The organism is Ruegeria discodermiae, assembly GCF_030758345.1.
Lineage (GTDB): Bacteria > Pseudomonadota > Alphaproteobacteria > Rhodobacterales > Rhodobacteraceae > Ruegeria_C.
Window position 1 is genome coordinate 389321 of record NZ_JAVAMO010000002.1, and the last position, 24645, is coordinate 413965.

At 58.0% G+C, this 24645-nt stretch carries 20 protein-coding genes and 1 riboswitch; of the genes, 3 read left to right on the forward strand and 17 right to left on the reverse strand.

Annotation, left to right across the window (positions count from 1 at the left end; genetic code table 11):
- Window positions 1-78: 78 nt before the first annotated feature.
- The 7 genes from Q5Y75_RS08810 to Q5Y75_RS08840 form a co-directional block, all read right to left on the reverse strand.
- Complete coding sequence (locus tag Q5Y75_RS08810; RefSeq protein WP_306196367.1) at window positions 79-846, reverse strand: ABC transporter ATP-binding protein; 768 nt, start codon at window positions 844-846, stop codon at window positions 79-81.
- A complete protein-coding gene (locus tag Q5Y75_RS08815) occupies window positions 843-1655 on the reverse strand; it encodes an ABC transporter permease (protein WP_306196369.1) in 813 nt (270 codons plus the stop codon). Before Q5Y75_RS08815 ends, Q5Y75_RS08810 begins: the two co-directional genes overlap by 4 nt.
- A 65-nt stretch (window positions 1656-1720) precedes the next feature.
- Complete coding sequence (locus Q5Y75_RS08820; RefSeq protein WP_306196371.1) at window positions 1721-2788, reverse strand: putative urea ABC transporter substrate-binding protein; 1068 nt, start codon at window positions 2786-2788, stop codon at window positions 1721-1723.
- A gap of 95 nt (window positions 2789-2883) precedes the next feature.
- Window positions 2884-2994: riboswitch (guanidine-I (ykkC/yxkD leader) on the reverse strand.
- Between the two features lie 492 nt (window positions 2995-3486).
- Window positions 3487-4497 carry a zinc-binding alcohol dehydrogenase family protein gene (locus Q5Y75_RS08825; protein WP_306196373.1) on the reverse strand — a complete coding sequence of 337 codons (1011 nt, stop codon included), beginning with the start codon at window positions 4495-4497 and terminating at the stop codon, window positions 3487-3489.
- Window positions 4494-5279: an ATP-binding cassette domain-containing protein gene (locus Q5Y75_RS08830; RefSeq protein ID WP_306196375.1), complete on the reverse strand. Its 786-nt coding sequence runs from the start codon at window positions 5277-5279 to the stop codon at window positions 4494-4496. Before Q5Y75_RS08830 ends, Q5Y75_RS08825 begins: the two co-directional genes overlap by 4 nt.
- Before the next feature lie 62 nt (window positions 5280-5341).
- Complete coding sequence (locus Q5Y75_RS08835) at window positions 5342-6280, reverse strand: ABC transporter substrate-binding protein (protein ID WP_306196376.1); 939 nt, start codon at window positions 6278-6280, stop codon at window positions 5342-5344.
- Window positions 6281-6303: 23 nt separating this feature from the next.
- Window positions 6304-7323, reverse strand: a complete 1020-nt coding sequence (locus Q5Y75_RS08840; protein ID WP_306196378.1) for an ABC transporter permease — start codon at window positions 7321-7323, stop codon at window positions 6304-6306.
- 209 nt (window positions 7324-7532) lie between these two features.
- Here Q5Y75_RS08840 and Q5Y75_RS08845 point away from each other — a divergent pair, with 209 nt between their 5' ends.
- The gene (locus Q5Y75_RS08845; RefSeq protein ID WP_306196381.1) at window positions 7533-8375 is read left to right on the forward strand and encodes a GntR family transcriptional regulator; all 843 of its coding nucleotides are present in this window, start codon (window positions 7533-7535) and stop codon (window positions 8373-8375) included.
- On the opposite strand, the gene Q5Y75_RS08850 is transcribed toward Q5Y75_RS08845, so the two are convergent.
- From Q5Y75_RS08850 to Q5Y75_RS08855, 3 genes are all read right to left on the reverse strand, one after another.
- Window positions 8372-8563, reverse strand: a complete 192-nt coding sequence (locus Q5Y75_RS08850; protein WP_306196383.1) for a hypothetical protein — start codon at window positions 8561-8563, stop codon at window positions 8372-8374. The two genes, Q5Y75_RS08845 and Q5Y75_RS08850, sit on opposite strands and share 4 nt — an antisense overlap.
- Complete coding sequence (locus tag Q5Y75_RS28475) at window positions 8536-8673, reverse strand: aldo/keto reductase (RefSeq protein WP_371933242.1); 138 nt, start codon at window positions 8671-8673, stop codon at window positions 8536-8538. Before Q5Y75_RS28475 ends, Q5Y75_RS08850 begins: the two co-directional genes overlap by 28 nt.
- Window positions 8674-8744: 71 nt before the next feature.
- The gene (locus Q5Y75_RS08855) at window positions 8745-9860 is read right to left on the reverse strand and encodes a mannitol dehydrogenase family protein (RefSeq protein WP_306196385.1); all 1116 of its coding nucleotides are present in this window, start codon (window positions 9858-9860) and stop codon (window positions 8745-8747) included.
- Window positions 9861-10133: 273 nt separating this feature from the next.
- Between Q5Y75_RS08855 and Q5Y75_RS08860 the strand changes: the two genes are divergently transcribed.
- Window positions 10134-11576 (forward strand): MFS transporter, encoded by a 1443-nt coding sequence (locus Q5Y75_RS08860; protein WP_306196387.1) that lies wholly within the window; start codon window positions 10134-10136, stop codon window positions 11574-11576.
- A 16-nt stretch (window positions 11577-11592) separates the two neighbouring features.
- On the opposite strand, the gene Q5Y75_RS08865 is transcribed toward Q5Y75_RS08860, so the two are convergent.
- The gene (locus Q5Y75_RS08865; RefSeq protein ID WP_306196389.1) at window positions 11593-12738 is read right to left on the reverse strand and encodes a beta-ketoacyl synthase N-terminal-like domain-containing protein; all 1146 of its coding nucleotides are present in this window, start codon (window positions 12736-12738) and stop codon (window positions 11593-11595) included.
- A 402-nt stretch (window positions 12739-13140) separates the two neighbouring features.
- On the opposite strand from Q5Y75_RS08865, the gene Q5Y75_RS08870 reads away from it, so the two are divergent.
- Window positions 13141-14175 (forward strand): cytochrome P450, encoded by a 1035-nt coding sequence (locus Q5Y75_RS08870; protein ID WP_306196391.1) that lies wholly within the window; start codon window positions 13141-13143, stop codon window positions 14173-14175.
- A gap of 171 nt (window positions 14176-14346) precedes the next feature.
- On the opposite strand, the gene Q5Y75_RS08875 is transcribed toward Q5Y75_RS08870, so the two are convergent.
- The 6 genes from Q5Y75_RS08875 to Q5Y75_RS08900 form a co-directional block, all read right to left on the reverse strand.
- Entirely contained in the window at window positions 14347-15939 is a 1593-nt protein-coding gene (locus Q5Y75_RS08875; RefSeq protein ID WP_306196393.1) for a trimethylamine methyltransferase family protein, read from the reverse strand.
- The gene (locus Q5Y75_RS08880; RefSeq protein ID WP_371933243.1) at window positions 15936-17999 is read right to left on the reverse strand and encodes an oxidoreductase; all 2064 of its coding nucleotides are present in this window, start codon (window positions 17997-17999) and stop codon (window positions 15936-15938) included. Before Q5Y75_RS08880 ends, Q5Y75_RS08875 begins: the two co-directional genes overlap by 4 nt.
- Before the next feature lie 254 nt (window positions 18000-18253).
- A complete protein-coding gene (locus Q5Y75_RS08885) occupies window positions 18254-20071 on the reverse strand; it encodes a BCCT family transporter (RefSeq protein ID WP_306196398.1) in 1818 nt (605 codons plus the stop codon).
- 247 nt (window positions 20072-20318) lie between these two features.
- Window positions 20319-21479 (reverse strand): Gfo/Idh/MocA family protein, encoded by a 1161-nt coding sequence (locus Q5Y75_RS08890; protein WP_306196485.1) that lies wholly within the window; start codon window positions 21477-21479, stop codon window positions 20319-20321.
- Window positions 21479-22246 (reverse strand): sugar phosphate isomerase/epimerase family protein, encoded by a 768-nt coding sequence (locus Q5Y75_RS08895; protein WP_306196400.1) that lies wholly within the window; start codon window positions 22244-22246, stop codon window positions 21479-21481. Before Q5Y75_RS08895 ends, Q5Y75_RS08890 begins: the two co-directional genes overlap by 1 nt.
- A 3-nt stretch (window positions 22247-22249) precedes the next feature.
- Window positions 22250-24625, reverse strand: coding sequence for a beta-mannosidase (locus tag Q5Y75_RS08900; RefSeq protein ID WP_306196402.1), 2376 nt, complete (start codon window positions 24623-24625; stop codon window positions 22250-22252).
- Window positions 24626-24645: the final 20 nt, after the last annotated feature.

Below are 24645 nucleotides of genomic sequence, written 5' to 3' on the forward strand. Positions count from 1 at the left end.
TTGTCCCACATCTGGCGGGACGCTTCCGAGCTTTGGTGAACGCAGTATGCGGAGCCCGGCGGCGCATACTGCGGAGGGTCATCCCGCCGCAAGGGACGGGTATTGATCCAGAATGTCCTGAAACGGAACGCCATCATTGCTGGCGTCAAAGTCATAGGTGATCGTGGCCCCGAACAGGCCTGGGTCCTGCGGGTCCCATCGGGGTTTGTCGAAAACCAGGACCCGGTCGCCCAGTTTAAATCCCTCCTGCAGGTCATGGGTGACCATGAAAACGGTCATGTTGGTCTCGACCCGCAACTCCATCAGGAAGTCATGCATTTGCACCCGCGTTCCGGGGTCCAGAGCGCCAAAAGGTTCATCCAGCAACAGAATGCGCGGTTTGGCGGTCATGGCTTGCCCGATAGCCAGACGCTGCTGCATCCCGCCGGACAAGGCGGCGGGGTACTGATCGGCCACATGGTTCAGGCCGATGCGTTCCAGCATTCTGTCCGCCCGGTCCGCCGCTTCTTTGCGCGCGACACCCCGCAGACGGCCAAGGGGATTTGCAAAGCTTTCCCCGGCGATCAGATTGTTGCGCACCGTCAGATGGGGGAACACGGAATAGCGCTGAAAGACCACGCCCCGTTCGCGGTTGGGCTCAACCGCCGTTTCGCCGCCATCGATGCTGATCTCGCCCTTAAAGGGGCGTTCTTCGGCCAGCAGCATCCGCAGAAAGGTCGATTTCCCGCATCCCGAGGCCCCGACGATCGAGATGAACTCACCCTCGTCCACCGAGACATTGACCCGCTCCAGGATCGAGCGATCCCCGTAGCGTTGCCATACATTTCTGACACTGACGAAGCTCATAGCCCGGCCTCCATCCATGGAAAGGAGCGGCGGGACAGGGTCTTGAGCAGCCAGTCGATGATAAAGGCCAGCAGCGTGATCCAGATGACATAGGTCAGGATCACATCCATCGCCAGATAGCGGCGCACCAGAAAGATGCGATAGCCCAGCCCGACATTCGAGGCCACCGCCTCGGCCGCGATCAGAAAGAGCCAGGCGGACCCCAGCGACAGGCGGACATTGGAAATCAAGCGAGGCAGGATTTGTGGCAGCGCCACGCGCAGCGCGATCACCGAGCTTGAGGCCCCCAGCGTCTGCGCCTTCACGATCTGCTCTTTCGGGATTTCCATGACCCGCTGCGCCAGATCACGGGTCATGAACGGCGTGATCCCGATGACGATCAGCACGACCTTCGACACCTCGCCTAACCCGAACATGATGAATAGGATCGGCAGCAGGGCCAGCGGCGGCACCATGGACAGCACCGCGATAAAACTCGACAGCGCCGACCGCGCATAAGGCATTAGGCCGATGGCAAGGCCCAGCACCAGCGATAGCAGCGCCGATATGCCCACTCCGCCCAAAAGGCGAGCCAGACTGGCAAGGGTGTCGTTCCACAACAGGATTTCCTTGGACCGTTTGTCGGGCTCCGTGAACAGCCGTTGCGCGGTTTCCAGAATGGTGCCGGGCGCGGGCAGCAGCTTGTCCTGTGGATTGGCCTCCAGCCTCAGATCGGACGCCACGGTATAGGCCACAACAAGCGCGACAAAGGGCAAGGCGGCAAGAATAACCGCGCCCGGACGGCCCGGAATATGGTTGATCAGTCGCATATCGACAAAATCCTCGGTGCGGGGAACGTTATGGCGGGGTGCGGTCTCGCATCCCGCACACGAGATCAGAGCGCACCGTCGGCAGCCATCTGCATATAGGTCGTGTCAAAGCGGAACTTGACGTTGTTTTTGTCCCCCGTGACCGTTCCGTCCGGGTAGGCGACGCCAACGAAATCCGCGCTGGGGGCCCCTTCGCCCAGAATGCCCTTGTCGAACAGGAACTCTGCGACATTGGTCATGCTTTTGGGCAGATCGCCGGCGCTGGCCTGTTCTACCGCCTTGGCCGGGTCAAAGAACATCTCGGTCGCGGCCAGCTGCGCCTTATAGCCTTCGAGGTCGGTGCCCGAGGCTTCGGCCATTGCGGTCAGCACTTCTTCGTCACCGGACGCCATCAGGGCCATGACCTCGTACCATGCGCCGGTCACGGCTTTGCCAAAGGCCGGATTGTCGGCCAGCGTTTCGGTGTTGACCACCATCAGGTCGAGAATTTCGCCGGGGATCTTGGAACTGTCGAACAGGTTCACCGCTTCGCCGTTCGAGCCCAAAATCTCGGACACCAGCGGGTTCCATGTCACGACGGCCTCGACATCTGGTGTCGCAAAGGCCGCGATCATGTCGGCGTCCGAGGTGTTGATGACCGATCCCAGATCGGATTCTTCCAGCCCGACCGTGTCCAACCCGCGCGCCAGCAGATAGTGCGAGACCGACAGTTCCACCAGATTGACCGGCTTGCCCTTCAAGTCCTCAAGGCTGCTGGCGCCTTTCATGATCACCGCGTCGTTGCCGTTGGAGTAATCGCCGATAATCAGAGCCGTGGTGTCAACGCCGCCGCCCGAAGGGATGGAAAGCGTGTCCATATTGGTCGCGGAGACCCCGTCAAAGGCACCGGCAGTGTATTGGTTGATGGATTCGACATAGTCATTAAACTGAACGATCTCGACATCGATGCCGTATTTGTCGGCCCATTTGTCCATGATGCCGCTGTCTTCCAGATAGCCCCAGGGCATCCATCCCACATAGATCGACCAGGCCAGTTTAAATTCGGTTTTCTCTTGCGCGGCGAGCGGCGCGGCGGCGGCGGTCAAAACACCCAGCGAAAGGGCAGTCGCCGACATTATCTTATTCAGGTTCATGTCATTCCCCGTTGTCACGTCCCGCCGAAGTCATGGTCGGTTTCAGGTCCGCTGGCGGAACAATGAGATCGGGCGCGGTTGAAACCAGCGCAGTAACCTCCCGGGATTTTGCCCCGCCGTGTGCCTGGTCGGAATTTGCCGTCCAGGTGGCGCTTCTCGGACCAGACTTGTCGAGGAAAGACAACGGAACCCTAAGCACCCTGCGGGGAAATCACACGCCATGGTGCGCGCGGCGGGCAAGATTGCGGGAGGTATCGGGCGGGCCAGAAGCATCAAATTGACTAAAAATTCGTCAGTTCTTTCGGAGATGCACTATTTCCTTGCTGAGGGAAGCTCTGGTTCGGTGCAAGTTTTGTTTGCCCAAGGCGTCAGCGGGAGTTTGGCGCCTCAACTTGGGAAGTCGATTCTCTTGGGCATTGAAAGCAGGGACGCCCCCGCTGGCCTCGCTATGACGGTTTCGGTTTGCAAAAGATCGACCTGGATTTGGCGAGTACGTTTTCTGGACGTATGGGGCGGATCACACGGGTCACGCTATTCTTGCGGAAGAAACTTAGCCGAGCTTACGTCCTTGAGCTTGCTGCGAAGCTGCCGAGATGCGTGGCGGCAATGAACCGCACAGCGTCAAGATCGTGAGAGCCCCTGCAAGGCAATCGCGATGTTGTCGTTGGCATGCTAAAGCTGCATTCCGGCGACCACGATCACTCCCCCAAAGTCACGATGACCTTGATCAGCCCTCCACGATCAGCAGCCAGAGTCTTCATTTGGCTTGGCAGGTCGCTCAGCGATATCTTGAGCGAACACAGCGCATCCGTGTCGATGTCGCCCGCGCGAATGGCGGACATGACCCGGTCGAAATCCGCCTGCAGGGCGTTACGGCTGCCCATCAGCGTCATTTCGCGCTTGTGAAACTCCGGGTCGCTGAAGGTTACGGTTTCCTTGACGACACTGACCAGCACGTAAGTGCCGCCAAAAGCCACAGCGGCAAAGCCCGCCTCGATGGCGCCGCGATGGCCGGTTGCATCAAATACAACGTCATATCCATCCCCACCGGACATCGCAGCCTCCACCGAGGCATGGCACTGCGCGAACCCGAACAGGTCTTGCGCGGATTTCAGGCGCGCTTCACTCAGGTCCAGCAAAGACACGTCTGCCCCTTTGAGGCGGGCAAATAATGCCGTGCCGATCCCAATGGGACCGACCCCAGTGACCAGAGCACGATCCCCCGGACCGACGCCGGGGCGCTCTACAGCATGCGCGCCGATTGCCAGAAATTCGACCATTGCGGCCTGTTCGGGGCTCAGCCCCTCGGCCCGGATCAGATTGCCAACGGGTACGGCAATTTGTGGTGTCATCCCGCCATCACGATGCACGCCGAGCACTTCTATATTGGCGCAGCAATTCGGCTTGCCTCGCTTGCAGGAATGGCAGGTGCCGCAGGAGAGATAGGGGTTGATGACCACCAGATCACCAGTCGCATACCCGTGCGCATCGGTGGCCACACGGCCGCTCAGTTCATGCCCAATCACGCGCGGGTATTCGAGGAACGGGTGTTTACCCTCGAATATGTGGTAATCGGTGCCGCACAGCCCCACCGAGCAAATATCGATCAGCGCCCAGCCGTCAGGAGCTTCGGTTTGGCGCACGCGGTCTTCGATGATGAAGGTCCCCGGTTCTACAACAACACCGTGCGGCTGCATGGGCGCATTCATGACGTTCCCCCACGAGGTTTCCAGCCATCGGGCAAGGTGCCTTTAACGATGAGACTGAGGATGTCGTCCTTGTTCACTTCCTCGATGCGGAATGCACCGACATTGCGGCCCTTGTTCATGACCATGACACGGTCGCACAGTTCAAACACATCATGCATGTCATGGCTGATCAGAAAGATGCCGATACCATCATTCTTCAGTCGCATGATCAGATCCGCAACCATGGCGGTCTCGGATGGGCCAAGGGCGGCGGTGGGTTCATCCATGATCAGGATCTTGGCCTGAAAATAAATCGCGCGCGCAATCGCGATAACCTGACGTTGGCCGCCAGACAGGCGGGCCACCGGATCACGCAGGTTTTTGAAATTCGGGTTCAACTGGCGCAGGGCGACGGTTGCCTCGGACAGCATGCGCCGTTCATCGAGATTGCCGAAGCGGGTCTTGAGTTCCCGCCCCATAAAAAGGTTGGCCGGTGCGTCCAAATGGTTGGCGAGCGCCAGCGTCTGATAAATCGTTTCGATGCCGAATTCGCGGGCATCTTGCGGGGACTTCATGTCAACAGGCTGCCCATTGACGCGGATTTCGCCTGAGTTGGCGCGCATGGCTCCGGACAGGATGCGCATGAGACAGGATTTACCGGCGCCGTTGTGGCCCAGGACGCCGACAACCTCGCCCGGATAAAGGTCGGCTGATACACCTTCGACAGCATGGATGCCGCCAAAGGTTTTGACGATTTTGTCCATCTGGACCAATGGCTGGCTGGTCTGTACGGAGTCGAGCATCGGGTTCCCTCTGGCGGAAAAGGCTGGGCCAGCGCATAACATGCGCCAGCCCCGAGAAGATATCAGTAGAGAACGTTCCGCGCCTCGTTGGAGTCGATATTGTCCTTTGTCACCATGACAACACCGGTGTCGATGAAGCCTTCGACGCTGTCACCGGCGATGACTGCGGCGACGGCATCGACGCCCAGCTCACCCATCTGGAACGAGCCTTGCACGGCGGTTGCCAGCAGCGTGCCGCTTTTTACCATGTCCTGCAGGTCGGCATTGCCGTCAAAGCCAATCGCGGTGATCTCACCTGCCTTACCGGCCTGTTCCAACGCGCGGCCCATGCCGATCGCTGTGGGCTCATTGGCACCAAAGATGCCGACGAGTTCGTTAGCAGCCAGAACGTCAGTGGTCTGGTTCAACGCGGTGGCCATCTGCGACTGAGAGTAGAGAGGGCCGACGATCTCCAGATCGGAATTCGCGCCGATATAGTCGACAAAGCAACCCACGCGACCGATTTCAGAGCCGACGCCCGCGACATAAGACATAACAGCGACGTTGCCGGAGGTGCCAGCGTTGTCGATCATCATCTTTGCGGCCAGTTCACCGGCAGCGCAGTTGTCCGTGGACAGGAACGCCTGGTAGTACTGCTCGTTTCCTTCGGCGAGACCGCTGTCAATAATGGCGACGGGGATGCCAGCCTCAAATGCGCGCTTGACGACCGGGGCCAGTGCCTCGGGATCGGACGGCGCCAGGACGATACCGGCGACACCGCGGTTGATGGCATTCTCGACGAGGGCCACTTGATCGTTCACGGCGGACTCGGACGCCGGACCGTTGAACGTCATCGTGTGTTCGGGGTGTTCCGCGATTGCTGCAGCCGCGCCTTTGTTGACGTTCTGCCAGAAATTGGAGTTTGTCGTCTTCACGATGACGGCGATCTCTCCGGCCGCAGCGACAGATCCGGTCGCGGCCAGAACGCTCGCGGTAAGTGCGGTTGCAAGTAGTTTCTTCATGGTTTCCTCCCAGATTGAAGACGTCAGTTCTTATTGCGAATTTGGTCGATATAGACCGCTGCGATCACCACGATCCCGATGATGATCATCTGAATGAAGGCCGAGGTTCCGGCCATGTTCAGCCCATTGCGCAGCACGCCGATGATGAACGCACCAATCATGCTGCCGGAAATACTGCCCACGCCGCCCATCAGGGATGCGCCGCCAATGACCGAGGCAGCGATGGCGTCAAGCTCATACATCACGCCTTCGTTTGGCTGGACGGTGACAAGGCGCGACATCAGCACCATGCCCGCGAGTCCAGCCAGTGCGCCGGAAGCGGTGTAAGCCCAGATCTTGGTCCGGTCGACATTTACGCCCGAAAGGCGCGCGGCCTCTTCGTTGGAGCCGACGGAAAAGATGTGCCGCCCGATCTGACGCTTTTGCAGCAGGTACCAACCCAGCACCGCCATCACCAATAGAAGGATTGCCGGGTAAGGGATGCCGGGGAAGATGACTTTCGGAAATCCGTTGGCTTGCATCTCGACAACACGGAACAATGCACCATTGCCCAACACACCAAAGGCATCTCCTAGTCGGCTTATCGGGGCCGCACCTGTCAGTTGCAAGGCGATCCCGCGAGCAATCAGCATCATGCCAAGGGTCGCTACAAAAGGTGTGATGCGCATCTTTGCGATCACCATGCCATTAACGAAACCGCAGGCCGCCCCAGTCAGAACGCCAAGCCCCATGGCGGGCAAAACCGGAAGGCCCATTTTGATCGTCAGGCCAGCAATCACCCCTGCAAGCGCCAGGATCGAGCCCACGCTCAGATCAATGCCACCAGTGATAATGACCATGGTCATGCCGATCGCCAGCAATCCGATCACGGAAGTCTGCAGCAAAATCGTCAGGCCGTTGTTCACGCTTAGGAATGCGGGAGAGGTAAAGGAGAAGGCAATGATAAGCACCACGAGCGTGACAATCGCCGACAGCTTATGCAGCGACGACCCCTCAGGCAGAAAGCGTCGCTGACGCCTCTTTTCTGGCGCGTTGCCTGCCACCTATGTTCCTCCCACGGACTCCAGATTAGTCTTTTATTATTTAATACAATCGCAGTCGCATTGCCGCGGTCAAGTGTTTTTAATTAATCTAGACATGCCGTAAAAACCCGATAAACCGGGAGGCATTAAGTGAGGAAGGACGCGCTTTGGCCCGCACAAATGTCAGATTTGTTCAATCCTTCAACAGAATGCTGAGAACCTGTAAAGATATGGAAGTTGGTCATTCCCTTCCATCCGAGAACGCGATTGCACGGGACCTCCAGGTCAGCCGAACGGTGGTGCGCGGGGTGCTGGATCGCCTGTCGCAATCAGGGATCATCCACCTCAATGGGCGTGAGAAAACCATTCAGAGGGCTGTCAAGACATCCGACTATATGGAAGAGCCATCGACCCTTCTGAGCATAGATGAGTTGGAGAACCGGTTCTTTGACTGGGTGCTGCGTATGGATGTGCCGCCGGGCACAGTCTTGAACGTCGCCCAGATCGCCAAGGATTTTCATGTTGCAACCCACACATTGCAGGAGTTCCTGTCATCGCTCAGCCGATACGGTATCGTCAAACGGCGCCCGCGCGGGGGTTGGCTGTTGGAAGGTTTCACCGAAAGTTTTGCGCTTGAACTGTCAGAGTTCCGCAGCGTTCTTGAACTGAACGCCGTCCGCCATCTGGCAAATCTACCCGCCGATCACGCGGTATGGGGCAAGCTGGCCGCGCTGGAACAGGATCATATGCGGCTGTTGTCACGGATTGAGTCCGACTATCACGATTTCTCAAAGCTGGACGAGACATTTCATTTCACCGTGAACAGCGTGGTGGACAACCGGTTCGTGCGGGAATTCCAAAAGATCATCTCTTTGATTTTCCACTATCATTTTCAATGGAACAAAGAGGATGAACGCACCCGCAACGAGGCGGCGATCCATGAACATCTGGACTATATCGAAGCGCTGCGCAGCAGGGATGTGACGCGCGCCGAGAAGGCTGCGAAGCGACATTTGGGAACGTCAGCCCAGACACTGGTCAGATCGCTCAAGGCGCACGATCATCTGACCTAGGTCGAAACGAAGGCCAGGGCATCCTCTGAAAGATCAAGCGAGGCCGCGTCAAGATTGCGCTGGAGCGAGCTGACCTTGCCCGTACCGATCAGGACTGAACATACTGCTGGATGGCGCATGGCGAATTGGACGGCGGCTTCGGCGTTGCGGTCCATCAGGGTCAGGCGCCGATCCGGGCCTTCGACCATCCGCGCCCATAGTGGGGGGACGTATCGATATAGCGGATGCCCTGCGACCATGCATGATTCAAGACCGCAAACGCGTCGTCATCGCTGATTTCGCGCCCAATATTGCCGATGCTGGACCCGCCAAGCGAAACCGACGTAACCCGAAGATCGGTCGTCCCGACCTGTCAGGTTGCAAATGCCATCAGGTGGTTTCCTGCCAGCGGGCACAAATGTCTCCAAGTATGGGCTTGGGGGAGTGGTCCCCATGGTCCCGAGCGAATTTCAGAAACGCCGCGATGCGCCGGCCGACCTTCATGCGATGGTTTTGAGAGATATCGACGATGGCATGGTCGAGAAACGGATTAGCGAACCGTTCAAGCGTCGTGGCGACATATGCCGCAAAGTCCTCCGCCAGCCCTGCTGCGTCAAAACCGGGGCGAACTTCGGCCATGTAGACAGCCTGCAAATGTTCACGCTCTGCAGGGGTATCCATAAGTTCCCGCACCGTAACCGACATCGCACCCTTCGCAGCCAGCCAGCGATCCGCCAAAACGGTATGGCCGAGATTCAGCACAAACAATTTCAGCGCTTCGATATCAGCCAGCGATGCGACGCCCTGCACAGCGGGATGGACGCAAGGCATAATCAATCTGTCCTGAACCTCGATCGCCCAAAGCGCGTAGGGTTCTGCGACGGCACCAACCGGTTCAAGTGGTTGTGACACGATCCGGTCGACCAGCGAATTGACCCACAGGACGTCGTCCTCAAGATATCTGATGAAAACGGGCGAAGCAGTCTGGGCCAGTTCCATCACCCGGGCCTTCAGGACCTCACCATTGCGCGATACCAGCTCCATCGGCATGATTTGAATCGGTGCTCCGCCCGCCTCAAAACGGGCGCGCAACAGCAGTGTCAATTTGGCCGGGAAAGACATCGCCTGATTAAAAACATCCCCCTCATCTGCGGGCTGTGGCGCAAATCCGGCATCGCCTGTATTGGACAGAACAATCTGCGCCTCATGAACGAAGATGCGCGATATCTCTGCCCAGTTCTCCGCCGTGGACAAACCTTTTGTGATGCTGCTAACCTCTACGTCCTTTTTGAGCGGCATGCCGTTTTCCAGCCCTTCGATCTTGACCTTGAACGGAGTGGCTAGCGCCTGGACACGCTTCGCACGGCTGGCATCCCCGGATGACTGCACGACACAGATTGGCCCCACTGCCTGCCCCTCGGCCCGCGCTTCGGATATGAACAAATCGGCATGGGCCTGCAAAAAACGGCTCGTGCCGAATTGCATGTTCGGGGTCTGGGATTTCACTGCGACCGCACCTTGGCTAGAGTAACTTTGTATAAATTGTTTTTAATAATATTAAACTACAATACAAGAGCTTCATCGGGTCCGCCCGTCAACCTCTATCGACATTTTTGGCCGGTCACGCGCGGCAACTACGCTTGATGGCTTGAGACGATTATCCTTTGCGGCGAATTCGACTGACCTATTTCAGAGTGCCTTTTTTGTTCGGGGTCAACTAACCTGAAACGGCGTCCAGCGCTTTGCTGGCGTCTGCGCTCAGGATGATGGAGAGCATGGTTGAATAGTCAAATCGGCGCGCAACACCCAAAAGGCCGCCTCTTTGTGATCGCGTTGGGCCTGGCGCAGGGTCTTGTCTATAGCGATACAGCCGCTTTCGCCACGGCGCTTACCACGATCGAGCGAGAGTTGGAACTCAGCCATTCGGCAGCGATCTGGATGCTGAATACATTCATCATTGCTTATGGTGCGTTTGTTGGTGTTGCCGCTCGGATGGTGGAGGACACGAGCGCGCAAAGGGTGCTGGGGCTCGGGGTTTGTATATTTGTGTTGGGGTCTGTAGCGGGCGCGGCCCTGCCGGTTGGCTGGGTACCGGCTGAACCTTGGCTCATCGCCTGCCGCGCGCTGCAAGGAATCGGCGGTGCCCTCATCACGCCCTCTGCCATTGTGATGGTGCTGGAGGACGTGCCCGATGATCAACGGGGGCGCATCGTATCGCTCTTCACAGGGAGTGGAGTAACGCTTTTTGCCGCTGCCCCTTTGATCGGCGGTTTTCTGGCACAATTCCTTTCTTGGCGTATGGTCTTTTTATTCACGGCGTTGACCGGCCCACTTACGCTTTTGACGATACGCAGATCGCAGAGTCGAACAGCGACGTCATTTAGTACCGACCTCAGAATGATTTGGCGGCTTTTTGGGATGGGCGCCTGGCTGGCCTTGGGCCTGGGTGGCTTGATCGCATCGCTTGGGTGGCTTGCCCAGCTCGGATCAACACAGCGCGCGCCAGGACACACCCTGCTTTTCTTGGGAGCAACCCTGATCATCCTCGCTTGCGGGCTTTGGCGCGACCAGTGCCTGACAAAACCTGTGCTGCCGCTGTCACTTCTGACCAAACCGACCTTCGTTGTTCGGGCCGGCCTGTTCGCTCTGATCGCCAGCTTCTTGCCTGCAGTGCTGATTTTCGCAGCTCACGCGATGCAGATTTTTCTTGATGTCTCGCCATCCCAGGCAGGTTTCTACATGTTGGTTTTGGTCGCCACCCGGCTTCTGGTCGCCCGGCCGGCTGGGGCGCTTTATGATCGAGTGTCTCACCTGCTGCCCTTTGCTATCGGTGCGCCACTCTACACAATTGGTTTTTTTCTTTTCGCACAGAGTTTGGGGGCAGCCCGCCTCGATCTAGGGCTGGTGGGATTGGCGCTTTGTGGTCTGGGGGTCGGTCTGTCGATGAGCACGAGCTATACCTTCGCGATTACCCTACCACTTGATCTCGCCCAGGAGAGCGTTGTGGGGTTGGTTCAAACGATTAGGCGGATCACGGTTGCGATGCTGATAGTTTTGGTCTCAGCTACGCAATATGGAAGTTCACAAAAGGCCGCGACACTTGAGCAACTGGACTTGTTGGTTTGGTTTGGCGGTGCGACCACAGTCCTCATCTGGCTGTTTTATGCTCAACAAACGCGGATGCGCCCGAGTTCGGCAGGCAGCACCAAGCCGAAACAATAGGATCATCGGATCGGAACTACGGCTCATAGACCGCGGTGGCAACATTCCCCCCTGCCCCGAGCGACATGTGCAGGGCAGGCAGAAACTGAGCCGATGCAGTGCGCGCAGTTGCGATATCCGGCGCGATGGCCTCCAGATCGGCTGCATCCAATCGCCCCTCCGCATGGCAGGCGAGAATGATGGTTTCGAGGACCGAGGCCGCAGCGCGGGTATGCCCCAGATACGGCTTTGGCGCCAGAACCCGCCCGGCATTTGGAACCTTCGCGAAGGCATGCAAGTCTGATGCGTTGCATTGTTGGGTGCCTGTGCCATGCGCGACATAGGTCTGAATCTCTTCCGCCGAAATATCCGCGCGGCGCAGCGCATCTTCGATTGCATGGGCAATCTGAAGGTGCTCCGGGTCGATTGAGATCGGGTGATACCCGTCATTGGCCATAACCGAGCTCCCCACGGTCATATAGCGACTGTCCGCATGGGCCTTGGACAACACCAGAACGCCGCAACCCTCCCCCATAACAAACCCTTGCGAGTCTGGGTTCATGGGTTTGGATGCATCAAGAGCTGGGCGGTCTGACACCAACACGCCCAGTTGCTCCAAACCATCAAAAATTGCATCCGAAGAGCCGATATCGGTGCCGCACACAATCACATCTGTCGCGTCATCGCAGATCAGAAGCCGCTGGGCCGTTGCGAGGGCGAACAGACCCGTAGCACAGGTGCCGTTGACGGTAAAAACCGGCCCATGAAACCCATGGTTTTTTGCGGCAACCGCCATTGGCGTCGAGGCAAGGCAGGAAATATACGTTCGGCGGATGTGCTCTTTGGGGTCTTCCATCAGCGTCATCGTGCCTTGCACATCACCGCGCGCGCTACCCTGGACGATTGCGACGCGTGCACCCGGCGTCCAACCACGTTTGCGCGCATCAGCGATGGCTTCATCAAATGCGGCTTCGAACCCGACCGAAAAGCGCGTCAATTTGTGATCTTCCGGCTCTTCAATCGGCGCGCGCGCGAAGTGTTTTTCATTGTGAATAAACGTCCCGTCGCCCGGTTGTGGCTGAACCGCCGACACACCGGATTTCAACCCTGAGACGAGCGAGGTGATGCCAATCCCGTAACCCGACACCGCACCAATCCCAACAATATTTGCTTTCTGCATCATTCGATTTACCCGTCTTCGCTTGTGTCAGTGTTTTGAAGGTTGCCACTCGCATATGGACCTGATCCAGCTCTCTGTCTATAAATGGGAACTGCTTGAAATCCATGATGAGCGAAAAGAAATCACCAGTTCAGAAAATCGTCAACCTAGCCTGGCAAACTGCCTATCTTCTTGTGTTCACTAAGAACTTACTTAAGGAATCCCGCTATGCAATTTGATCAGCTTCCACTTCGAAACGAAGGCGGGTTGTTGCGTATGGATATGGGACAGGATCCGTTTCCGGTCTACGAAGAGCTTCGCGAGAAAGACCCGGTACACTTCGATGCGTCTTTGAATGGCTGGGTCATCACCCGGAACAAGGACATCCGAAAGATCCTGAAAGACCCGCGGTTTTCAGTCGACCGTGTGACACCCGTTCGCGCGCATTACGCCGAACGTTTTACACCGGTATTTGACGATTTTGATGGCTTGCTGTCGCACATGGATGGCGATGATCATACCCGCATCCGGAATCTGGTCCACGCGGCCTTCACCCGAACGGAGGTCGATACCTACACGCAATGGATCGAAGCCTTGGCAGACCGATTGATGACCGCCTGTGTAAACAGCGGGGAGGCAGATTTGGTGCAGGATTTCGCGGTGCCGCTTCCAATCACCGTAATTTCGGAAATCGTCGGGATTCCGCCGGAAATGCGCCCACAAGTCAAAGCCTGGAGCGATGACTACGCCGCCGTCGCGGTAGACTTTTATACGTCTGTCAGCACCGAGGTGATGGAACGTGGGATGAACTCCATCAGCGAGTTCCGCGCATATTTGTTGCAACGTATTGAAGAGCTGAGAAACGATGACAGCTCCGCCTTGCTGCGTACGCTCGCTGAGGCGGAAGCAGACGGCGAAGTGCTGTCCAACAATGAAGTGCTGGCAAATACGATCCTGATGCTGGCGGCCGGAAATGAGACCACCACGGCCACATTGGGACATGGGATGCGCCTCTTCTTCGAGCATCCTGACCAAGTGGCTCTGATCCGTGACAATCCGACGATGATGACCAATGCGGTGGAAGAGATCATGCGGCTGCATGGCCCAATCCAGTTCATTGGCCGCTTTGCGCTGGAGGATGTCGAGGTCGGAGGCAAGACGATCCCGAAAGGGGATCTGCTTCTACCCGTCATCGCATCGGCCAACAGGGACCCCGAAGCGTTTCCTGATCCAACCACTTTCGACATCACCCGCGATCACATTCACCATCTGGCCTTCGCCACTGGTCGGCATATGTGCGCGGGTTTACAATTGGCAAAGCTGGAAGCCCGGTTGGGTCTGGAAGCGTTCTTGAAGCACATGGACAGCTTTGAATTGACCGAGACGGAGTTCCCACTCTTCAAGGTCTTCAACATTCACGGCTTTTCCAAGCTACGCGTAAAAACCAAGGCAACGAACTAGGTCATGTCGAACAGGGCTACTCAGCCTGGCAAGGCCAGCGTTGGTGAGACGTAGACTAGCAGGAATGCTGGAGCGGAAAACTTCACGACATCAGCGAAGTTTCATCCCCAAAGCGGCATGTTCTGCCTGATCTGTTCCATGCAGCTGGAGTCTACAGCTTCCGAACCGGATTCAGCTTCTGGAGGTTCGCATTTCCGCTGCACTCAGGATAATTGGAAACTCCTCGCGGATCTGCCGGTCTGCCAGTCCAAAATAATTCGGGAAATGATCCGTTAGAATGGCGTCGGCACTCTCTCCTGCCCGCTCCAGCAAATCGACGCGACCCTGGTTTTCCCAAGTGTCTGTGCGTTCGCGATCCATCAATTGCGGATACACGAATTCAGAGTTCATGAACTGAAGCGTGTGCGGGTTCCCTAGGAAATGCCCCGGCTCGATCGCGCATTTATGGATGATATCTACGGCCATGGTCTCATCCGTCACCTCGATACCCCGCAGCGAGCGCAGGATCATACCGCCGGCCTCGTTGTCTATGACCATACTTTCAAAGCTGCATCCCATGAGGCTGCCCAGCATTCCGCCGAATTCGCAGACCCGGTTGGCTCCGGCATGGGCGGCCAGCGCAAAGGTGAGCGCCTTTTCCAGCCCGTATTGCGCGTCCGGTAGCTTCGCATCGGTCATTCCCGCACCCACCGATGTGGGCAGGCCATAGTAGTTGCCCATCTGAACCGCCGCTGCCCCGATCAGAGCCTGTTCGCCGCTGCCCCCGGTAAACGAGCCACTGCGCAGGTCCGTGATGAAGGGCCATGCGGCAAAGCTGACCGGGCAGCCCGGGGTGATCAGGTTCGCGATGGCGACACAGGCCAGGGTTTCGGCAACCGCCTGAACCAGAGTACCCGCCAAGGTTGCCGGTGCAGTAGCACCCGCTTGGGGCGGCACAGCCAGATCGACGGTTAGTCCTAGCTTGGCCGTGTCGATCAGGATTTCCATATTCTCCCGCCCGATCCGCAGAGGCGAGACAATAGGACAGCCGCCAAAGATCACCGAAGGCTTTTTCATGAAAGCCCCTTCGCCACCGGATGCCAGATCAAACATCCGGATTGCATGGGGGATATGGCTGCGATCACGAAAGGCCATACAGGCCGGTTTCTGGCTGGCCGACAGCATGGCATAGACCATGTTCATGTCATGAGTGAAATCGTCAGGGACATCGGTCGCCAGCACCGTGGCCCCCAGCATGTGGATGTTGTCCAGCTTGTCTACAAGACGGGTGAAATCATAGATGTCCCGCAGATCGGAGGGCCGATAAGACTTTGTTTTCGCGTCGAATGTAGTGACGGCCGTGCCGGAATTGGCGAAGTAGACGCTCTCGGCCGTGCAATGCATGTCATCCTTGCCCGCCCGCTCACCGCGCGCGAAGACGTAGTATTCCTTGGCCGCGTTTGACAGAACATCTTCCATCAGTGCGCGGGGAAAGCACAAACGGTCATGTTCGTTCAGAACGGCACCCTTTGGCAGAACGAGGTCCAGCAATTCCGGGAAGTGATCTGCCAGCCCGGTTTGTTCCAGCACGGTCAGAGCGGAGTGGTGAATGCTCTCCATATCCGTCTGCGACAAAGGGCGATAACGACCACCTGCCAGCCCGCCATGCACCGCTTCGTTGCCCGTTGTCGCTTCTTGCAGCGCGATACGCGCAGCGCGACCACCGCCGCGGCGACGACGGCTTGTGTCAGGGGTGGCTTTCCCGGTCTCAATTCTGTCCGTCATATCGCGTCCTCCCGCAGATCAGTGATTTCCCGGCGGAACCAGTCTTGTTCGGCCTCGGATTTTGGGCGTTCAAAGTCACGCGCGGCGCGGTGGCCGGCAAAGACGGCATCCGCGATCAGTCCCGGAGCCGCCGCATCGCCAACGAGTTCAAGCGTTTCCAGACCCGTGCCGCGCAGCGCTCCGAATAGTGTGGTGTTTCGATGCCGCTCGGTAACCAGCACGGCAGAGGCGCAATCCATCTCGCTTTGCCGCGCCGAAAATCCGCAAGCCACGGTCGCCTCGTGATCGCCGACCATGTGCAGCACCTGATTGCATCGAATGTCGATGTCCAGCTCAATGAGCCGAGCCTGAATGCGATACTGTTCCAGCGTGTTGACAGAAAAGCACGACACAAGGCTTTCGGGCGTTACGAACACCACCTTGCGCCCCGCCAGCGCCAGCTTCTCAGCAATGACACCCGCGAGATAGATATGATCGTCATCATAGACCATGACAGGTCCGTCAGGAACAACGCCTGACATGATGTCATCTGGCGTAAATACCTTGGCCGACGGTTTGATTTGGGGCGGGCGCCGCCGCGTGCTGCGGCCTAACCCATCAGAGCGCCATGACGAACCGGTCGCAAGGAACACATGCGGGATGCCAAGCTCAGCCACTTGGGCGGCGTCGAGAGCACTGTTGGTGAACATCTGAACATTAGCACGCTGCCGCAGCTCGTTTAGCCGGTAGTCCGCAACCCGTGACCAGGCCGCAAGCCCCGGCAATCTGCTCTCACGCAGAACTCTACCGCCGAACTCTGGGTCTGCCTCGGCCAGTGTCACCTCATAGCCGCGACGCGCCAATTGCAGGGCGCATTCCAGACCTGCCGGGCCGCTCCCAACAACCAGTGTTTCGACCGCACGCTTACGTGGGGAGATGTATTCGGGGTGCCAGCCACGCCGCCATTCCTCGCCCATCGTCGGGTTCTGGGTGCAGCGGATCGGAACGCCGAGCGCATCAGAGGCGGCGCAGATGTTGCAACCGATGCATTCGCGGATCTCGTCAATGCGCCCTTCCTCGATCTTGCGCGGAATAAACGGGTCAGCAATCGAGGGGCGTGCCGCGCCGATTAGGTCAACGATGCCTTTGCGCAGCATCGAAACCATCATGTCTGGCGAGGTCAGCCGCCCAACACCCACAACCGGCTTGTTGGTGGTCTGCTTCACGAATGACAGATACTCATTCTGGTATCCGTCCTGGGGCTGAAAGCGCGTGGTTGCGGAATCGTTGGACCAGTCAGAGACATTCACGTCCCAGATATCGGGCAGATCGGCCAACAATTCGACCACAGCACGGCCCTCCTCGGCGGCCTGCATCCCGTCGGGTCCCTGCATCTCGTCTATGGCAAAGCGCAGGGCAATCGCGCAAGTATCCCCGACGGCATCGCGCGTGTCCTCCAGCAACTCGCGGGTCAGGCGCACACGGTTTTCCAGTGATCCGCCATACTCATCGCTGCGGCTGTTCATATGTGGCAGCAGGAAGTGCTGCGCGAGCGTCATCCCATGCCCGGCATAGACATAGACGATGTCGAACCCGGCCTCTTTTGCGCGCAGCGCGGCGTCCCTATGCCATTGCCGAAGGGCGCGGATATCGGCCTTGTCCATCGCGCGACCCTGTTTTGGTTGTGCCGTGCTGATCGACATGTCCGACGGCGCCAGAACCGGTGCGCGCGACAGCAGGTTCGTTGCGTGATTGCCGTTATGAACCAGTTGAATGGCAGCCAGCGCGCCATGCTCGTGAACCGCGTCAGTCATCAAGCGCAATGCCGGAACATCTCGCGCGTCCCACAAACGGCCTTCGGCATAAGGCGACAAATCCGAAGTGGGATGAATCTCGGTTTCCTGCGTCGAAACGACCCCCCAGCCGCCTTCGGCCTTCATGCCGCGCAGCGCGGCCTCGGCCCGTGGTCGCACGTGCCCCAGCCCGGTGCAATGCGGCACCTGGTAAAAGCGGTTTTTTGCAGTGACCGGCCCCAGCCGGACCGGCTCAAAAAGCGGTGCGTAAACCTGTGCGTCAAACATCATGCGCCCCTTCTTGGCTGTATGGGGAGTGCATCGCACTCTGGACGTCCGAACATGCCAATTGCTTGGCGGGATCGTGGTGTTAGAGCCGTTTGCTATTCAGTATGGCCGTAAAGATACGTGATCGTTATCGCTAAGGAGATGCAGCGTAGTTCTTTGACGGTTCCGACAGACTTAGAGATAACAGATTAAGACCAGCACACGTCAAAGATTAAGAAAGACCCTCCCAACGTTAACAATTCGGCAATACCCGGTCAGTTCGACATGTCCGGGTGCTCTTCGTTACTTGATCGGCGCAGGTCGTTGATCATCGCCTTGGCCAGCGAGACACACATGAGCAGCAAAACAACGCTAAATGGCAATGCGCCGATGATCATCGAGTTTGTCAGTGCCTCCAAGCCACCGCCACCAGCAATCAGTAGTGTCCCAATCACCAGCGTCAGCAAAACACCCCAAATGATGCGATGCAACAATCCGGTATCCTCTGATCCACCCGACATGATGGTGTTCATAACCAGGATGCCGGAATCAGCTGACGTGACCAGAAATGTCATGGTCAACAGCACACACATGATGCTTATGATCGTCAAAAAATGACCCGAGATCATTTCGCCCAGCGTGACAAACAATGTGGCCGTGGTGGACGCGGCAAGGATTGCTCCGTTGGCACCCCCGTTCAATTCCAGATCGATGGCCGATCCCCCCAGAATTGTCATCCAGGCAAAACACACCAGGGACGGCGCAACGACCGCCCCGATTATGAATTCGCGCACTGTGCGTCCCTTGGAGATACGCGCCAGAAACAGACCGACAAAAGGTGAAAACGCGATCCACCACGCCCAGTAGAATGTCGTCCACCCGGCCTGCCACTCAAACAACCGCCCCTGTGTGCCCGCCTCATAAGCCGCGGCTTTGGTCTGATCGGAGAGACCAGCGGCATCAGCGCTCAACGCGTCCAGAAAGGTCTCTTTTGTTCCCCAGGCATCTGTTGCGCCCGTGAACAGTTCCCCGACAAAAGGCGCTGCCTCGGCAGGCAGAACGGACGCGAAATCCGCCTGTGACATCGGACTGTAAGCCTGAAAACTCAGCGGTATGAAATTTGCGATATAGTCCACCAAAGCGGCGGCATAGGTCGTCATTGCAAAAGAAAATGAGCCGAAGGCAATGAAGACCGCCAGTAACACCAGAGACAAAACCAGGTTGATATTCGACAGGTATTTGACGCCGCGCCCGACCCCGGAAACGGCCGAGAGTGTCGACATCATCATAACCAGTGCCAGCGCGGCGATCAGCCCGGCGGTCGACGGGTTCGCTGTGGCTTGGGCACCGTCCACAAGCCATTGCATGCCGGTGATCAGAAACGCGCCATCCACCAGTTGAGACACGCCATACCCAATCGTCACAGCCACGCCCAGTATCGTTGCCACGACGCCGAGGATATCGATCACATGACCCGCAACCCCGTTGGCATATTCTCCGAGTAGCGGGGTCAACGCCGCGCGGATCGTCAGCGGCATATCGCGTGTATACGCGTAGTAGGCCAGGCTGAGGCCGGTGACCACATAGATGGCCCAGGCATGGAAGCCAGTGTGCAGAAACGTATAGCGGTAGGCCCCCTCGATGGCCTCCTCGCTCTTGGGCGCGACTTCCCCTGACACGGTCAGCGGGTTGGTTTCCCACAGGCCCAGCGGCTCGGCCGTTGCATAGACCATCAGGCCCACACCCAGACCCGCACCAAACATCATCGAAAACCACGAGAAGTTCGAGAATTCGGGCCGTTCATCTTCGGCCCCGAGCCGCATGCGACCGGTTGCAGGTATGAGCGCGATTAGCAACAGGAAGAATGCAAACAGACCGACCGAAACATCGTAGAATGTGTTGAACTCGCTCAACAACCCCGATTTCCATGATCGCAGTGTATCATTCGCCGCAAATGGCCAGACCAGCGCCCAAAGGACCAACAGCGACACGGACAGTTTGCTGACCAGGGCAATCGGTAGGCTATAGCCCTTATAAAACCCGGACGACTGCGTTTCTATTTTGAGGTCAGTGAAGGGGTCCTCAAGCGACATCTCGTCCCGGTCTCACAAATTTGACTGCCTCGCACGCAGCGCTTCCGGGTTCGATCTTTCGAAGGAATGTGCGTCGGATTTTCAACATCCAAAAAAAACGCAGGGACTGCAACATTTTTCCGGGTTTCAAAATTACGACGCCGGGACAGAACACTTAGCGCAGGGCGGTGCGACTCTTGCGCTAGCGCGGGTTATCCCACCAGCTTGGCAACATGCGCAAACGGGCCTCTCAAATGGGTCGATTTGATCAAACAGAGCTCGCTGAATGTCTTTCAGACTCTAAGATTCTCGAAGCCAGTTCAGGCGGCAAGGGTGCAGGTCGCTGGCAAGTTGTGGTCATATTGACGAATTCACCGCTCTCAGCCGACTGCAAGATTGCCGTCATCACATCAACGCTATGCACCGCTAACTCAAGCGCGCAACGATGGGGCGTGTCAGATTGGAGGCTAGCGATCATATCGGCCAGCCCTGCACAACGGTAGTTTGCGCGGGGATCGGTGCCCTCGACACCTTCGTTGGGAACCCCGAACGGGTGGTCCCAGGGGTCAATGGACTGAAACTGGCCATCCTCGCCCGCCATGCTCAGCGCACCGCCAAAGAAATTCGGGTCCGGTACCAGCAGCGAGCCATGGCTGCCATACAGCTCCATATTGCTATGGGCATGCGCCTTCACGTCCCAGCTTGCGCCCAGTGTAATGACGGCACCGCTTTCAAATTCCAGCAGCGCCATGAGCGTTGTTGGCGTCTTGACAGGAACCGTTTCCCCGCGGCGCGGCTCCGAAGTGATTGTACGCTCTGAAAAGGCCGTCTGCGACAGAGCTGCCACCTGCCGGACCGGACCAAGCAGATTTATCAGGTTGGTGATGTAATACGGCCCGATGTCCAGAACCGGCCCTGCGCCGGGCAGAAAGAAAAAGTCGGGATTGGGATGCCAATGTTCCATACCCGGACCCATCACATAGGCCGTCCCTGAGACGACCCTGCCGATGGCCCCATCGTCGAGCAAATGTCTGGCCTGCTGATGGCTGCCCCCCAGGAACGTGTCAGGTGCCGAGCCGACACGCAGATTGTGCTCTGCAGCCAATGCGGACAGGGCTTCGCCCTCGGATTTGGTCAGGACAACGGGCTTTTCCGAATACGCGTGTTTTCCTGCTTTGAGGATTGCTTTGGTCACCTCAAAATGCGCCGCGGGGATAGTAAGGTTTACCACGACATCAACATCGTCTGCCGCCAGCAACGTGTCGACCGTTTCCGCCCGAATTCCGAACTCCGCCGCGCGTGCAGCGGCCGCTTCCATATCCAAATCGGCAATCGCGCGGATTGCGAAGCCTCTGAACAGCGGAGCCAGCCGCAGATACGCAGCCGAAATGTTCCCTGCGCCGATAATACCAACGCCCATATGCTCCATCACTGACCCTCTCCAAGTGATCTGGCGGCGGCCAGCGACCGCGTTGCGAAACGGACATGATCGGATGGATTGTCATGTTCCATGATGAAATGCCTTGTTGAGGTGCCCTGCAGGGCAGCGTGTAGGCTGACCCAGTCCAGCGTTCCCTGGCCAACATCGGCCCAGCCGTCTTCGTCCGCGCAAGCACCATCCGGCGCGGTATCCTTAATATGCGCGGCGCGGAGTCGATCCTTGTAGCGGCTGATATAGTCAAACGGATCGCGCCCGCCCCTTGCGACCCAGGCGACATCCAGTTCCAGCACCAAATCCTCTGAGGCTTGCAGAATCAGATCAAGCGGCGCCTCGGGCACGCCTAGATCGGCCAATTCGAAATCGTGATTGTGCCAGCCAAAGGCCAACCCCGCGTCCTGCAACGGCTTGCCGATCTCGGACAGGGATTTGCCGAAGGCCTCCCAACCTTGCGCATCGCTCGGCCGCTTCTCGGGCATCAGAAATGGAAAGAACACCGTCTCGATACCGATTTGGCGGCAGAGGCCGGTCACCTCGGTCGGGGATTGTCGGACAAAATCCACCCCGAAATGGGCGGTTGGCATGCGTAACCCGGTTTGCTCCATTGCTATGCGTAGTTCACGCAGCAGGTTTGCGTCCTGAAACAGCGCCCCGTATCCCTCAATCTCTTCGTACCCAAGTCCAGCCAGCATGGGCAGCGTGTCTGTGAGGGGCGGAAAGTTCCGAGAACTATAAAGCTGATAGCCGAAAGCGGTCATGAGTTATCCTTTTGAGGTCTCGCCATAGGTGGCAGAGTGCAGATCGCGCAGGGTGAATTGGGGGTCCGCCCCGGATATTGATGGCGTGAATGTCAGGTGTCGTGGCGCACCCGGCAGTACCAGCAGCGCATTGTCAGAAAAGCGTCCGGGCTGATCCGCCTCAATGCCGGCATAAAGCGCTGGCCGGTCGGCGCTCAGCGTCAACTCGATCTGATCACCTGCCCGCTGTGTTGTCAGGCGCAGGCCCGTTTGAAGCAGATCATAGGACTTATAGGGCAGCGGCGCGTAGTGGTCGGTCTGCACCGACCCATCCGGCAAGGTCATGCGATAGAGCAGGATTTCATCCGCCGCCAACGCGGTCTTTGGGATTTGCAATAGGGTTGCGGCGGCATCTGTCGCGACGCCGCACCTGGCCTTGCCAACCGGTCGCTCGCTGCCATTAAGACGGAGGGCAGCGACGGATAAGCTGACAGTCACCGGGGTTGCCGTATCGTTGACGGCCACCAAATTGTATCCATCGCGCGTGGGCACCACAGTCACAGCGACCGGGGCATAGAAACGGCGCGCCATGTGATGCAACAGCTTCCAGCCGCCGCCGTAATCCAGCGAAGACCAGCTCGCCACCGGCCAGGTGTCGTTCAATTGCCAATAAAGCGTGCCCATGCAACGCGGTTTTTGCGCCCGCCAGTGCGACACGGCGGTTTTGATCGCAAGCCCCTGCTGAATCTGACTGAGATATACGAAGTTCTCGAATCCTTCCGGGAACCGGAAATAGCGGAACATGGTCTCTGCGATCCGCGCATTGCCGCCCGCGTTTTTCTGATGGCTTTCCAGTACCGGAGCGGCGATGTTGAAGTCCCGCTCGGTAGCGAAACTGCGGATCACATCCATCGACGGGTAGGATTGGAATCCGAACTCGCTGCAGAACCTCGGTGCCACATCGCGGTAATGGTCGAAATCGCGGCGCTCGTGCCAGACCGACCAGAAATGCATGTCGCCTGCCTGATCGTCATGCCAGCCATCGCCGAAATTGAGCGGCCCGAGCGATGGAGAGGACGGCCACCAATTCACATCCTCGCCCAGCGTGTCATTGATCGCACGCTCGATCGTGCGGTTCAGCCGGTCATAAGCGACCAGATACCGGTCGCGATCCTTGACGCTTTCCTCATACCACCCCAGCGCGCCGACCAGTTCATTGTCACCACACCAGAGCGCAAGACAGGCATGGGTCGAAAGGCGGGCAGCCTGTTCGCAAAGCTCATTATGGACGTCGTTCAGGAACGCATCATGCGCCGGATAAAGGTTGCAGGAGAACATCGCGTCCTGCCAGATCATCAGACCCAGCTCGTCGCAGGCTTCATAAAAGCTGTCCGGCTCGTACCGTCCGCCACCCCAAATACGCAGCATGTTCATGTTGGCGTCGACCGCCGATTGCAGCAGATCGCGGGTCTTCTCAGGCGTGATCCTGCCCGGCAGCGCATCGGCAGGTATCCAGTTCGCACCTCGACAGAACACATCAACGCCATTCACACGCAGCTTGAAGCTGGTACCGATCTCATCTGGCTCGGTGATGAGTTCTATGTTTCGCAGCCCGACCTTGCGGGTTTCGCTCGTAGGGCCGGAGGTGAGCGTCAACTCATGCAAGGTTTGCGCGCCAAGCCCCCTCGGCCACCAAAGTTCGGGGCTGTTGATGACGAAGTCCGCAGTGATCCCGCCGCTGGCATCGGATGAGACGGATTGCGTTTCTCCGGCGAGGGTCACATCGGCCTTATCGGCCCCATCAAGCTGCGCCCGAACGGTCAGGGTGACGTGCCCCTCGGCATGATGTTGCGTGGTTCGGAGTCGTGAAAAGCTTGGTGCGTCCTTGGGGACCAACCGCATTTCGCCATAGATGCCAAACGGGGCCAGTGCGATGTTCCAGTCCCAACCGAAATCGCATTGCACCTTGCGCAGCATATTGCCGTTGGGGATCGGGCAATTCCGGGGATGGCTGGGTACAGGGTAAGGTAGCGCCGCCTGGCGCGCCGCGCCCTCATTCACACTGGATCTTATCGTGATCTGCAAGGTGTTCTCACCCGAACGCGCCGCATCCGACACATCGACGCGATGGCTTCGGAACACATTTTCGGATTGCGACACCGGCATCCCGTTCAGCGTGATCTCGGCGACGGTGTCGACCTCGGACAGGTGCAGATAAAATGCGGAGTTTTCCAATTGAAAGCGGCGCTCGAACACCCAGTCCCGCTCGGCGATCCAGCGCAGTTCATATTCGTTGCGACCAAAATACGGCTCGGGGATCGCACCGGCATTGTGCAACGCCGTGATCCCGTCACCCGGCAGGTTGATCATGAGATCATGCACGCCCTCTGCGTCATGCATCCTCCATGGACCTGTGAGGT

What these genes read in the sequence shown, in the direction of transcription:
- Q5Y75_RS08810 (WP_306196367.1), bottom strand. Translation starts at nt 846, where the DNA reads ATGAGCTTCGTCAGTGTCAGAAATGTATGGCAACGCTACGGGGATCGC.
- Q5Y75_RS08815 (WP_306196369.1), bottom strand. Translation starts at nt 1,655, where the DNA reads ATGCGACTGATCAACCATATTCCGGGCCGTCCGGGCGCGGTTATTCTT.
- Q5Y75_RS08820 (WP_306196371.1), bottom strand. Translation starts at nt 2,788, where the DNA reads ATGAACCTGAATAAGATAATGTCGGCGACTGCCCTTTCGCTGGGTGTT.
- Q5Y75_RS08825 (WP_306196373.1), bottom strand. Translation starts at nt 4,497, where the DNA reads ATGAATGCGCCCATGCAGCCGCACGGTGTTGTTGTAGAACCGGGGACC.
- Q5Y75_RS08830 (WP_306196375.1), bottom strand. Translation starts at nt 5,279, where the DNA reads ATGCTCGACTCCGTACAGACCAGCCAGCCATTGGTCCAGATGGACAAA.
- Q5Y75_RS08835 (WP_306196376.1), bottom strand. Translation starts at nt 6,280, where the DNA reads ATGAAGAAACTACTTGCAACCGCACTTACCGCGAGCGTTCTGGCCGCG.
- Q5Y75_RS08845 (WP_306196381.1), top strand. Translation starts at nt 7,533, where the DNA reads ATGGAAGTTGGTCATTCCCTTCCATCCGAGAACGCGATTGCACGGGAC.
- Q5Y75_RS08850 (WP_306196383.1), bottom strand. Translation starts at nt 8,563, where the DNA reads ATGGTCGAAGGCCCGGATCGGCGCCTGACCCTGATGGACCGCAACGCC.
- Q5Y75_RS08865 (WP_306196389.1), bottom strand. Translation starts at nt 12,738, where the DNA reads ATGATGCAGAAAGCAAATATTGTTGGGATTGGTGCGGTGTCGGGTTAC.
- Q5Y75_RS08875 (WP_306196393.1), bottom strand. Translation starts at nt 15,939, where the DNA reads ATGACGGACAGAATTGAGACCGGGAAAGCCACCCCTGACACAAGCCGT.
- Q5Y75_RS08880 (WP_371933243.1), bottom strand. Translation starts at nt 17,999, where the DNA reads ATGTTTGACGCACAGGTTTACGCACCGCTTTTTGAGCCGGTCCGGCTG.
- Q5Y75_RS08885 (WP_306196398.1), bottom strand. Translation starts at nt 20,071, where the DNA reads ATGTCGCTTGAGGACCCCTTCACTGACCTCAAAATAGAAACGCAGTCG.
- Q5Y75_RS08890 (WP_306196485.1), bottom strand. Translation starts at nt 21,479, where the DNA reads ATGGAGCATATGGGCGTTGGTATTATCGGCGCAGGGAACATTTCGGCT.
- Q5Y75_RS08895 (WP_306196400.1), bottom strand. Translation starts at nt 22,246, where the DNA reads ATGACCGCTTTCGGCTATCAGCTTTATAGTTCTCGGAACTTTCCGCCC.
- Q5Y75_RS08900 (WP_306196402.1), bottom strand. Translation starts at nt 24,625, where the DNA reads ATGCATGACGCAGAGGGCGTGCATGATCTCATGATCAACCTGCCGGGT.